This is a genomic window from Serratia ficaria, assembly GCF_900187015.1.
Lineage (GTDB): Bacteria > Pseudomonadota > Gammaproteobacteria > Enterobacterales > Enterobacteriaceae > Serratia > Serratia ficaria.
This window is the reverse complement of sequence record NZ_LT906479.1, coordinates 4988122-5001049: the sequence shown is the minus strand read 5'-3', so window position 1 is coordinate 5001049 and position 12928 is coordinate 4988122. Positions and strand designations below refer to the sequence as shown.

At 62.8% G+C, this 12928-nt stretch carries 7 protein-coding genes; 5 read left to right on the top strand and 2 right to left on the bottom strand.

The features are described 5' to 3' along the window. The first annotated feature begins 185 nt into the window (after positions 1-185). On the top strand, positions 186-1052 hold the full coding sequence (locus CKW09_RS23365) for a crotonase/enoyl-CoA hydratase family protein (RefSeq protein WP_061800297.1): 867 nt from the start codon (positions 186-188) through the stop codon (positions 1050-1052). Positions 1053-1068: 16 nt separating this feature from the next. On the opposite strand, the gene pdeR is transcribed toward CKW09_RS23365, so the two are convergent. Next, positions 1069-3063, bottom strand: coding sequence for a cyclic di-GMP phosphodiesterase (gene pdeR / locus CKW09_RS23360; protein WP_061800296.1), 1995 nt, complete (start codon positions 3061-3063; stop codon positions 1069-1071). 555 nt (positions 3064-3618) lie between these two features. Between pdeR and spy the strand changes: the two genes are divergently transcribed. Then, positions 3619-4104 carry an ATP-independent periplasmic protein-refolding chaperone Spy gene (spy, locus tag CKW09_RS23355; RefSeq protein WP_061800340.1) on the top strand — a complete coding sequence of 162 codons (486 nt, stop codon included), beginning with the start codon at positions 3619-3621 and terminating at the stop codon, positions 4102-4104. Positions 4105-4173: 69 nt separating this feature from the next. Here the strand turns inward: spy and CKW09_RS23350 are convergent, their stop codons facing one another. After that, positions 4174-5406, bottom strand: a complete 1233-nt coding sequence (locus CKW09_RS23350; protein ID WP_095099768.1) for a Tm-1-like ATP-binding domain-containing protein — start codon at positions 5404-5406, stop codon at positions 4174-4176. 340 nt (positions 5407-5746) lie between these two features. On the opposite strand from CKW09_RS23350, the gene CKW09_RS23345 reads away from it, so the two are divergent. The 3 genes from CKW09_RS23345 (at position 5747) to CKW09_RS23335 (ending at position 12919) form a co-directional block, all read left to right on the top strand. After that, complete coding sequence (locus CKW09_RS23345; protein WP_231922190.1) at positions 5747-6298, top strand: TetR/AcrR family transcriptional regulator; 552 nt, start codon at positions 5747-5749, stop codon at positions 6296-6298. Between the two features lie 489 nt (positions 6299-6787). Further along, the gene (locus CKW09_RS23340) at positions 6788-9799 is read left to right on the top strand and encodes an autotransporter outer membrane beta-barrel domain-containing protein (protein ID WP_095099763.1); all 3012 of its coding nucleotides are present in this window, start codon (positions 6788-6790) and stop codon (positions 9797-9799) included. A 114-nt stretch (positions 9800-9913) separates the two neighbouring features. Then, positions 9914-12919: an autotransporter serine protease gene (locus CKW09_RS23335; RefSeq protein WP_095099761.1), complete on the top strand. Its 3006-nt coding sequence runs from the start codon at positions 9914-9916 to the stop codon at positions 12917-12919. Positions 12920-12928 lie beyond the last annotated feature (9 nt).

Sequence of the window (12928 nt, the reverse complement as noted above, 5' to 3'; positions counted from 1 at the left end):
AATTCTTATGCGAGCCCAGTCCCGGCGCGGTTTTTTTCACTCGTTACCCGCCAATTTTTATCTGTTTCATCGAAGAGAAAGCGTTTACTCATGATGTGGCGCGGCGGTTTATCGTCCGTCGCGCCGCCGCAGCCGTAGGGGCTGGAACGGTTTCACCGGTTATCAACAGAGAAATGGAAGGTCATATGAAATTACTTAATCACCCCACCTGTCGTCCGTTTACCGAAGCGGGCAACCTGACGCAGATCTCCGCCTATTACGAGGAGGAGCGGCACATCATGTGGATGCTGCTGCGCGCCGAGCCGCGTCCGTGCTTCAATCAGGCGCTGATTGAAGACATCATGACGCTGGCGCAGGCGGCGAAAGAGTCATCGCTGCAGTTCGACTTTTGGGTTACCGGTTCACTGGTGCCGAACATGTTCAACGTCGGCGGCGACCTGCAGTTCTTCGCCGAGGCGATCAAAAACCGCAAGCGTGAGGCGATGATGGCCTATGCTCGCGCCTGCATCGATTGCGTGCATGCGGCGGCGCGCGGTTTCGACACCGGCGCGGTGAGCATCGCGATGGTCGAAGGCAGCGCGCTGGGCGGCGGATTCGAAGCGGCGCTGGCGCACCATTTTGTGCTGGCGCAGAACAACGCGCGCATGGGCTTCCCGGAGATCGCCTTCAACCTGTTCCCCGGCATGGGCGGGTATTCGCTGGTGGCGCGCAAGGCCGGCATGCGGCTGGCGGAGGAGTTGATCTGGGGCGGCGAGTCGCACACCGCCGAATGGTTTGAAAGCCGCGGATTGGTGGATCAGCTGTTCCAGCCCGGCGACGCCTATGTGGCCACCCGCACCTTTATCGACACCATTCGGCCCAGGCTGAACGGCATGCGCGCCATGTTGCGCGCGCGCCAGCGGGTGTTGCAGCTGACGCGCTCCGAGCTGATGGATATCACCGAGGACTGGGTGCATTCCGCCTTCACCATCGAGGAAAAGGACCGCGCCTACATTGAACGGCTGGTGATGCTGCAGGACCGCCATACGCTCAACCTGCGGCGTGCCGGCTAACCTTGACTCGCCCGCATCACGCTGAGGGGGTGTGCGGGCGATATGACCGCAGCCAATGTTCCAGCTGCGCCGGGAGCATTGGCCGCGCAAACAGGAAGCCCTGTTTTTCATCCACGCCGACCTCGTCGAGGAAGCGGTTTTCGCTTTCGGTCTCCACGCCTTCGGCGATCACTCTGAATGCCAGCGCCTCCGCCGCCGCAACGATGGCGCGAACCAGCGATTGCGACACCGGGTTGGCGTCTACCCCGCGCACAAAGCTTTTATCCAGCTTGATGGCGTCCAGGGGAATGCGCGCCAGCTGGGCCAGCGATGAATAGCCGGTGCCAAAATCGTCAAGATGCACCTGAGCGCCCAACTCACGCAGCCGGGTGATCAACGCCCGCGCGCGCGCTTCGTCTTCAATCAGGCTGCTTTCGGTCAGCTCGAAGTCCAGCAGGCAGGGCGTCATCCGATGGTGATGCAACATGCCGATCAGCGCGTCGACGATGCCGTCGTCGGCCAACTGCCGGGCGGACAGATTGACCGCCACCCGCAGGTTCAGCCCCTGCCGCTGCCACTGCGCCGCTTGCCCGGCGGCGGTCTGCAGCACCCATTGCCCCAGCGGGCCGATCAGCCCGGACTCCTCGGCGTACGAGATGAACTGCAGCGGCGGGATCAGCCCGCGCTCCGGCGAATCCCAGCGCACCAGGGCCTCCACGCTGTGCACTTCGCCGCTGCGCGCGTCGATCTTCGGCTGGTAATAAACCACCAGTTGGTTCTGCTCCAGCCCTTTGCGCAGGTTGGTGTCCAGCCACATGTATTCGGCGACGCGCCTGTTCATTTCCGGCGAAAACACGGTATAGGTGCGCTTGCCCTGCTCTTTGGCCACGTACATGGCGGTATCGGCGCTGCGGATCAGGCTGTCGAGATCGTTGCCGTGCTCCGGGCACAGCGCGATGCCGATCGAGCAGCCGGTATAGACTTCGATCAGGCCGATGCGGAAGGGGGTTTTCAGCCGATCGATGATGCGCTGCGCCAGGGTTTGCAGCATTTCGCGGTTGGCCTGCTGCGCCAGCACCAGGAATTCGTCGCCGCCCAGCCGGGCCAGCACCTGGTCCGGGCTCAGGCAGCCGAGGATCGCCAGCGAGACCTCGACCAGCAGACGGTCGCCGAACATGTGGCCGTAGGCGTCGTTCACCTTCTTGAAATTGTCGAGATCGAGATACACCAGCCCGACGTTGTCGTCCTGGCGGTTGGCGATGGCCCGGGTGATTTTATCCTGGATGGCGTTGCGGTTGGGCAGGCCGGTAATGATATCGGTATTGGCCAGCACCCGCAGCCGCTCCTGCGCGCGCCGCTCTTCGGTGATGTCGGTGCCGGAGCAAATCAGGAACACCTCGTTTTTGCCGCTGCCGCTGTGGACGAACTTGTTGCGAAACAGGAACAGCCGCTCGCCTTTGACCGTTTTTATCCAGCGCTCCACCTCGTAGGAGGAGCCGTTGCGAAAGAAACCGGCGATGTTGCGCCTGGAGGCGGCGGCCTCTTCGGGGCTCATGAACAGCTGAAAGACGTTTTTGCCGATCACGTCATGCTCATGCAGCCCGGTATATTCCTCGCTCAGGCGATTGAAGCGTTGAATGCGGCCGTGCTGATCGACAATCACGATCACAGAGTTGGCTTCCGAGACCACCTGTTCGGCGAAGGACAGGCCGTGCACCAGGTCACGCGCTACCGACTGGGTATCGCTGAAGGCGGAGGCGGTGCCGGCCCATTCCAGCTTGTTGACGCGTCTTCCCACCAGATGCAGGTGTATCTGTTCGCCGGCCAGCGTAATGCTGAGGTCGAGGCTGGCGGTAACGCCGCTCAGCCGGCGGATTTTTGCCGCTTGCATGGCGCTGAGCGCCACCGCCAGGTGGGCTTTTCCTTTGACGGCGGACAGTTCCAGGGCGTTGCTGTCAAACGCCAACCGCCAGTAGGGGCTGTTGGTGCCGAAATGCGCGTTAAGAAGCATAGGGCCTTGGTCTGCGAACATGATTATTCCTCAAAAGAGCGCGGGCGGCCGGTCTGCGCGGTGAGCGTCGCGGCGGACTTATGGCCCGTTGGTGGCCGCAGTGTGCGTATCTCCATCATATAACACGTTTTTCACAGGCGGGCATGGGTGGTGAAACTATTATATAAGCAATAATTAGTTCTGCGTTGTACTCGCCGCTTGATCGCCGGCTGTCTTAAAGTGTAGAAACAGAAGCCATGGCCGTGCCAAATTATCGCCGACGGGCCTCACGCGGGAGCCGAAAAGCCGTTGACGAGCGGTTGCAATGCGCGAACGTAAATTATAGAGGCGACGGCGGTGAACCAAAATACCCTGATAGGGGGGATATTACTTTCGTCAGGAAATCAAAATTTCCACTGAATAAGCGCCATCTCCATAATTTTCTCATAATTGGCGAATAAAGCCGTCGCGGGTTTTAAAAAGTTTACACTGCATCGCATTACTTTAAGTTTATCAGCCTATTATTATCTCCGACGAACGATGAGCCTGTTAATGTACAGCGCTCCCGATGAAGAATAATTTTTAAAGGAAATGATTATGCGTAAATTGACCGCTTTATTTGTCGCTTCTACTCTGGCTTTGGGTTCTGCTTCTATGGCCTTCGCCGCAGACACCACGGCGGCGCCGGACGCCGCGCCGATGAAGATGATGCATCATAAAGGTGAAGGCAAAGGCGGCCCGTTCGCCGGTCTGAACCTGACCGAACAACAGCGCCAGCAAATGCGCGACATCATGAAAGAGTCGCATCAGAAGCGCGGCCCGGGCATGAAAGAGGACCGCCAGGCGCTGCATAACCTGGTCGCTTCCGACAGCTTCGATGAAGCGAAAGCGAAAACGCAAATTGACGCCATCAGCAAAGCGCAGTCCGAACGCATGCTGGAACGCGCCAAGGCGGAAAATAAGATGTATAACCTGCTGACCCCTGAGCAGAAAAAACAATACAATGAGAATTATCAGAAACGCGAACAAAAAATGATGGACCACATGAATAAAATGAAATCGCAAATGGCGACTGAGCAATAATATATTCCGGTGGTAAAAAAGGGCCAGATGAATAATCTGGCCCTTTTGTTTTTTATTAACCGGATGCCGTTAAATAATCGCCCGCTCTGGCGCGCCGGCGATGTGCCGAAACTGCTCGACAATCGCCTGCGAGAAGCGCGGATCGTTAATATGATAGGGCGTTTTGACCAGCCGCCGTTGATGGGTGGGCTGCAGCGTGCGCTCCAGCGCCTGCACAAAGGCGGCCAATGCCTGCGGGTCCCAGAACGGTTGGCCAGGGGCATCCAGGGCGGAAAGGCCGCCCCCCGGGATCACGAAGCGCACTTCGCCCGCGCAGGCATTCAGTTTTTCCCCGATCCAGCGCCCAAGCCGGGCGTTTTCCTGCGGCGTGGTGCGCACCAGGGTGACCTGCGGGTTATGGTGATGGCGCAGGCGCCCGGCATAACGCTGCGGCACGGTGGCCGGCGAGCCGAAATTGATCATGTCCAGCGCGCCGCAGGACAACACACAGGGAATGCCGGTGCGGGCGATGGCACCGAAGCGGTCGCCGCTGCAGGGCAGCACGCCGCCAAACAGATAGTCGGCCACCTCGGTGGTGGTCAGATCGAGCACGGCATTCAATAAACGGCTGTCGATCAGTTTCTCCATCGCTCTGCCGCCGCTGCCGGTGGCGTGGAACACCAGGCAATCCCAATCGGGCTCGAGGGCGGCGACGATGGTTTTAACGCAGGGCGTGGTGAGGCCAAACATGGTCAGGGCCACGGCGGCTTTGCTGTCTGCATCGGCATCGCCGGCAAAGCGCACCGCGCCGGCAATCTGGCGCGCCGCATTGCCCAGCACCCGGCGGGATATGCGGTTCAATCCGGCGAGATCGGTCACGGAATACAGCATGGCGATATCGCTGGTGCCGACGTACGCCGACACATCGCCGGACGCCATGCTCGAGACCATCAGTTTGGGCAGGCCGACGGGCAGCTGCTGCATCGCCGGGGTGAGGATAGCCGTGCCGCCGGAGCCGCCCAGGCCAAGCACGGCGGCGATATCGTTGCGCGTTAGCATAAAGCGCTCAAAGGCGAGCGCCATGGCGGCGATCGCCTGGCCGCGATGGCGGCAAAATACCGCGGCGGCCCCGTCAGGGTGATGGCCGGCGATGTCTATTGCACTGATGTCGGTTGCAGAGTCTGCGCCGGGACGGCGGGTGGAAATATCAACGGTGACCGTGGGTAACCCGAGGGCGGCGATGGCCTGACGAACATACTCCAGCTCTTGTCCTTTGGTATCTGCTGTGGTAGCAATATAGACAAAATTTGAAGTATTAATCATTGTCTTTTCCTGGGTGTTTCTTATTTTTATGTATAAAATTATAATGTTACTTAATCATTGGGGGCCCTGGCGTTGGCCTGTTAAGTTAGAATGATTAATGTATCTACATAATGAGACGGCAGTATCATTTTTGCAAGGCGCATTACGCCCATAATGAGACGCCGATCTCATTTTTGGGCTTTTTATGCTGCCGGCCTGAAGGCTATCGCATGTTGTGCCGGGGCGAAGCGTTGCGAAGAAGTATGAGGTTGCCGTGCCAATAACTGCCTTTCCCGAGAAGCCGGAGGAGTCTTTGACTTCGGCGCGGGCGAAAACCCACCGTCTGTTGCTGACCAGCGCCATGGCGCTGTATAACGAAGGCGCTTTTCCTTCCATTACCGAAGTGGCTGCGCATGCGCAGGTATCGCGCGCCACCGCTTACCGTTATTTCCCTACCCAGAGCGCGCTGATCGCCGCCGTGGTGGCGGAAAGCCTGGGGCCGATCCTGGAATGGCGGCCGCAGGATAATGACGCCTTGAAACGCATTCAGCAGCTGTTGGCCTTTGCGTACCCGCAGATGGAGCGGCATGAGGGCGCCCTGCGCGCCGCGCTGCAGCTGTCTTTGCAGCAGTGGGCCAATGCGACGCCGGGCGAGAAACTGGTGCGCGGCAATCGCAAGCGGCTGCTTAAACTGGCGGTCGAGCCGCTGCAGGATAAACTGCCGGCTGATGCGCTGCAGCGGGTGATTCATTCTTTCTCGCTGATTTACGGTTCGGAAGTGTTCCTGGTGTTGAAAGACATCTGGGGACTCGAACTTGACGGCATTCAGGAGGTGACGCAATGGATGGCCAAAGCCATTATTCGCCAGGCCGAAGAGGATGCGATGGACCGCAAAAAAACATCAGCAGGATAATCCATTTTTTGCCGAGTGCGGCGGTAAAACTCAGCATATTTCACTGAGTTAATATTGGCAAAAGTTATAATTAAAAGCGATAAAAAGAGCCTCGCAAGCAATTTGAAATCGGCCGCAGGTGGGGATCCCATGCGGCCTTTTTTGTCATTATTTCCATACTTATCATTTGATTAATTTATTTTATTACCGGGCGCGAAATGCCCCCTCCCTGAATGGCAAGCCATCGCCAACGCTTATCGGTTGCACCCCATTTTATCGACGTTGGTTCTCCTGCTGCCGCTCGTTGCCTATTTGACACATTAGGCGCACTTCAGATTGTTGTGCTTTATTTATTTGGTGTTACCAAACTGTTACACAAAAAACCAATAAAACATTTGCAAACAACAATGGACGGTATCTGGGATGGGAAATACACGTAGAGGAGTCAAGCCTGCTCGGGCGGCCTTCGGCTGGCCTGAGATTGGGGTGCATCGCGCGCGCTGGAGCGCCATGTTGTTGTGTCTGACCACCATCGGCGGCGCACAGGCCGCAACCTATATAGAGAACGGTAAAGCCGGCGATCCGGCCAGCTGGCGCAGCGGCGAATTCAACGCCGAGTGGGGGCTGGGGGCGATCCATGCCGATCGGGCCTATGCCGCCGGTTATACCGGAAAAGGCGTAAAACTTGGCATTTTCGATCAGCCGGTTTATGCCAAACACCCCGAGTTCGTCGGCGATGGCAAAGTGATCAACCTGGTTACCGAAGGCACCCGCGAATATACCGATCCCTATATTCCGGTGAAAAAAGGCGATCATTTCATCTATGACGGCACGCCGAGCGTGGATTCCGACGGCACGCTCGGTTCCCACGGCACCCACGTAGGCGGCATCGCCGCCGGCAGCCGCGACGGTGGCGCCATGCACGGCGTGGCGTTCAACGCCCAGATCATCAGTGCCGAGAACGGCGATCCCGGCCCGGAAGACGGCATTATCCTCGGCAATGACGGCGCGGTGTATAAGGCCGGTTGGGATGCGCTGATCGCCAGCGGCGCGCGCATCATCAACAACAGCTGGGGTATCGGCATTACCGAGAAGTTCGCCAAGGGGGGTGACGATCCGGCCTACCCGCACTTCACGGTGGACGACGCGCAAAAGCAGTTCGATCAGATCAAACTGATCCTCGGCACCAAGCCGGGCGGCGCCTATCAGGGCGCCATTGACGCCGCGCGCAGCGGCATCGTCACCATTTTCGCCGCCGGCAACGACGGCAACCTGAACAACCCGGACGCCATGGCCGGCCTGGCCTATTTCGTGCCGGATATCGCCCCGAACTGGCTGTCGGTCGCCAGCCTGGAGGATCCGAACAACACCGGCGACTACGGCATCAGTACCTTCTCCTCTCGCTGCGGCTACACCGCCAGCTTCTGCGTCGCCGCACCGGGCACCAAGGTTTACAGTTCGGTGATCGAAGGCAACAGCACGGACAACCTGACCACCGGCTATGCCAAATACAGCGGCACCTCAATGGCGGCGCCGCACGTGGCCGGCAGCATTGCGGTGCTGATGGAGCGCTTCCCTTACCTGAACGGCGCACAGGTAGCGGAAGTGTTGAAAACCACCGCCACCGACATGGGCGCGCCGGGCATCGACGCGCTGTACGGCTGGGGGATGATCAACCTGGGCAAGGCGATCAACGGCCCGGGTATGCTGGTTACCGAGCAGGATATTCCCGAAGAGTTTCGCGTCAGCGGCGCCTACGGCTCGGAACAGTTCGTGGTGGACCTGCCGGGTATCGGCGCGGTGCTGGATAAGGGCCAACCGACCGAGCGCGTCTGTGACGACATTCACTGCGGGCTGGACGTCTGGAGCAACGATATCTCCGGCCACGGCGGCCTGACCAAACAGGGCATCGGCACCCTGGTGCTGACCGGCGCCAACACCTATACCGGCCCGACCCAGGTCAACGCCGGCCTGCTGGCGGTCAACGGCTCGCTGGCGTCGGACGTCAGCGTGCAGGGCAGCGGCATCCTCGGCGGTGCCGGCAGCGTCGGCTCGCTGGCGGTGCATCGCGGCGGCACGGTGGCGCCGGGCAACTCGATCGGCACCCTCAGCGTGGCCAACGACCTCGGCTTCGACCCCGGCTCGCGCTACGCGGTGGAGGTAGGGCCGAACGGCCGGAGCGATCGGATCGTCAGCGGCGGATCGGCGACGATCGGCGGCGGCGAGGTGGCGGTATCGCTGGAGAACAGCGGCAACCTGCTGTCGCAAAGCGAGGCGCGCAGCCTGCTGGGCCAGGAATACAACATCCTGAGCGCCCGGCGGGGGATCAGCGGGCGCTTTGACGCGGTGGCGCCGAACTACCTGTTCCTCGGCACCGGCCTGAGCTACCGGCCGAACCAGGTGACGCTGAGCGTCGGGCGCAACGACACCGCCTTCGCCGACGTGGCGCAGACGCAGAACGAGCGCGCGGTGGCGGCGGCGGCGGATGCGCTGGCGGCGGGCAACCCGGTGTACGAGAGCATTTTGACCAGCGGCACGGCGGGTGAGGCGCGGCAGGCGTTCCGGCAGCTGTCGGGGCAGATCCATGCGGACATCGCCTCGGCGCTGGTGAACGACAGCCGCTACCTGCGCGAGGCGCTGAACGGGCGGCTGCGTCAGGCGGCAGGGCTGGCGGCGTCGCCGGAGATCAAGGCGGACGAGGGCGGCGCCTGGGCGCAGTTGCTGGGGGCCTGGGACCATGCGTCGGGGGACGCCAACGCCACGGGGTATCAGGCGTCGACCTACGGGGTGCTGCTGGGGCTGGACTCGGCGCTGGCTGACGACTGGCGGCTGGGGGTGGCGACCGGTTACACCCGCACCTCGCTGGACGGCGGCTACGGCGCGAATGCCGACAGCGACAACTACCACCTGGCGACGTACGGCGGCAAGCAGTGGGGGGCGCTGGCGCTGCGGGGCGGGGCCAGCTACAGCTGGCATCGCATCGACACCGCGCGGTCGGTGAACTACGGCCAGCAGTCAGATCGTGAGACGGCGAAGTACAGCGCGCGCACCGAGCAGGCGTTCGTGGAGGCGGGCTACGGGGTGAAAACCGCCTGGGTGGACCTGGAGCCGTTCGCCAACCTGGCGTACGTCAACTTCAAGAACAACGGCATCGCGGAAGACGGCGGAGCGGCGGCGCTGCAGGGCGACAAGCAGCACACCGACGCGACGGTGTCGACGCTGGGGCTGCGGGCGGACACCCAGTGGCAGGCGGGCAAAACCACCCGGGTGGCGCTGCGCGGCGAGCTGGGCTGGCAGCATCAGTACGGCGAGCTGGAGCGGGGCACCGGGCTGCGCTTCAGCGGGGGCAACGCGCCGTTCGTGGTGAACAGCGTGCCGGTATCGCGCGACGGGATGGTGCTGAAGGCCGGCGCGGAGGTGGCGGTGAACGACAACGCCACGCTGTCGCTGGGCTACGGCGGGCTGCTGTCGCAGAACCACCAGGACAACAGCGTCAACGCCGGTTTCACCTGGCGCTTCTGATCCAACGTATCTCAATCCTTGCACAGGAACCGTCTGCGGACGGTTCCTTTTTCACATCCTGCTTATGGCGGCCCGGCGTTCCTGACGGCCGTTAAAACATCAAAAGGTAAGGAAATGGCAACTACGGGGCTTGATAACAGGGGCGGCGCTCAGCGTTCGCTATGGCGGCTGAAAACGCTGGTGTGTTGCATGGCGTTGGCGGGGTATGCGCAGGCCGGTCCCTACGTCGAAAGCGGCAAGGCGGGCGATCCGGCCAGCTGGCGTACGCCGGAGTTTCAAACCGGGTGGGGGCTGGGCGGCATGCATGCCGATGCGGCCTATGCGCAGGGCGTCAACGGCGCCGGGGTGAACATCGGGATCCTGGATTCCGGTTTCGACAGCGCGCACCCGGAATTCGATCCGGCGCGTTTCCATTCGGTCACCGCCAGCGGCAACGACCTCAACGGCGCCGCCTTCAGCGTGTCGGGGGAGAAAAACGACAATAACGATTCGCACGGCACCAAGGTGAGCGGGGTCATCGGCGCCAGCCGCGACGGCGCGGGCATGCATGGCGTGGCCTACGGAGCCGACATTTACGTCGGCAACACCAACCAGAACGACGGCTTCCTGTTCGGCCCCGGGCCGGACGCCAACTATTTCACCGCGGTATACAACGCGCTGCAGGCCGCCGGCGTACGGGTGATCAACAACAGCTGGGGCAGCCAGCCCAAGGACGTTTCCTACGACACGCTGGCTGGCCTGCAGGCGGCCTACGCCCAGCATTTCGGCAAAATCACCTGGCTGGATGCGGCGGCGAAAGTGTCGCGCGAAGGGGTGATTAACGTATTCAGCGCCGGCAACAGCGGCTACCGGAATGCCAGCGTGCGATCGGCCCTGCCGTATTTCCGGCCGGAGCTGGAAGGGCACTGGCTGGCGGTCAGCGGCATGCGCGAGAACGGCAGCCAGATCTACAACCAGTGCGGTGCGGCGAAATACTGGTGCGTGGCGGCGCCGACCATTGTCACCAGCACAGGGCTGGACGGCAGCTATTCATCGTTCAACGGCACCTCTGCCGCGGCGCCGCACGCCACCGGCGCGCTGGCGCTGATCATGGCGCGCTTCCCGTACATGACCAATCAGCAGGCGCTGTCGGTGCTGTTCACCACCGCCGAGCAGGTTGCCGGCCAGATGAGCGAAGCGCCCATCGCCCTCACCGGCTGGGGCCTGCCGAACCTGCAAAACGCCATGGCCGGCCCGGGGCAGCTGCTGGGGAGCTTTGACGCCAACCTGCCGGCGGGCATCACCGACACCTGGAGCAATAACATCAGCGACAAAGCGCTGCAGCAGCGTCGGGAAGAGGATCGGGCGGAGCACGACGCCTGGTTGCAACGGCTGCAGGACAAAGGCTGGCAGCAGGGATTGGCGGCCAACGCCAGCCTGGAGGAGCAGTCCGAGTACGCCACCGGTATGGCGCGCGAGGCGGCTTACCAGCAGCGGGCCTATCAGGGCAGCCTGACCAAGTCGGGCGAAGGCACGCTGGTGCTGACCGGCGCCAACACCTATACCGGCCCGACCCAGGTCAACGCCGGCCTGCTGGCGGTCAACGGCTCGCTGGCGTCGGACGTCAGCGTGCAGGGCAGCGGCATCCTCGGCGGTGCCGGCAGCGTCGGCTCGCTGGCGGTGCATCGCGGCGGCACGGTGGCGCCGGGCAACTCGATCGGCACCCTCAGCGTGGCCAACGACCTCGGCTTCGACCCCGGCTCGCGCTACGCGGTGGAGGTGGGGCCGAACGGCCGGAGCGATCGGATCGTCAGCGGCGGATCGGCGACGATCGACGGCGGCGAGGTGGCGGTATCGCTGGAGAACAGCGGCAACCTGCTGTCGCAAAGCGAGGCGCGCAGCCTGCTGGGCCAGGAATACAACATCCTGAGCGCCCGGCGGGGGATCAGCGGGCGCTTTGACGCGGTGGCGCCGAACTACCTGTTCCTCGGCACCGGCCTGAGCTACCGGCCGAACCAGGTGACGCTGAGCGTCGGGCGCAACGACACCGCCTTCGCCGACGTGGCGCAGACGCAGAACGAGCGCGCGGTGGCGGCGGCGGCGGATGCGCTGGCGGCGGGCAACCCGGTGTACGAGAGCATTTTGACCAGCGGCACGGCGGGTGAGGCGCGGCAGGCGTTCCGGCAGCTGTCGGGGCAGATCCATGCGGACATCGCCTCGGCGCTGGTGAACGACAGCCGCTACCTGCGCGAGGCGCTGAACGGGCGGCTGCGTCAGGCGGCAGGGCTGGCGGCGTCGCCGGAGATCAAGGCGGACGAGGGCGGCGCCTGGGCGCAGTTGCTGGGGGCCTGGGACCATGCGTCGGGGGACGCCAACGCCACGGGGTATCAGGCGTCGACCTACGGGGTGCTGCTGGGGCTGGACTCGGCGCTGGCGGACGACTGGCGGCTGGGGGTGGCGACCGGTTACACCCGCACCTCGCTGGACGGCGGCTACGGCGCGAACGGCGACAGCGACAACTACCACCTGGCGACGTACGGCGGCAAGCAGTGGGGGGCGCTGGCGCTGCGGGGCGGGGCCAGCTACAGCTGGCATCGCATCGACACCGCGCGGTCGGTGAACTACGGCCAGCAGTCAGATCGTGAGACGGCGAAGTACAGCGCGCGCACCGAGCAGGCGTTCGTGGAGGCGGGCTACGGGGTGAAAACCGCCTGGGTGGACCTGGAGCCGTTCGCCAACCTGGCGTACGTCAACTTCAAGAACAACGGCATCGCGGAAGACGGCGGAGCGGCGGCGCTGCAGGGCGACAAGCAGCACACCGACGCGACGGTGTCGACGCTGGGGCTGCGGGCGGACACCCAGTGGCAGGCGGGCAAAACCACCCGGGTGGCGCTGCGCGGCGAGCTGGGCTGGCAGCATCAGTACGGCGAGCTGGAGCGGGGCACCGGGCTGCGCTTCAGCGGGGGCAACGCGCCGTTCGTGGTGAACAGCGTGCCGGTATCGCGCGACGGGATGGTGCTGAAGGCCGGCGCGGAGGTGGCGGTGAACGACAACGCCACGCTGTCGCTGGGCTACGGCGGGCTGCTGTCGCAGAACCACCAGGACAACAGCGTCAACGCCGGTTTCACCTGGCGCTTCTGATAGCAACAA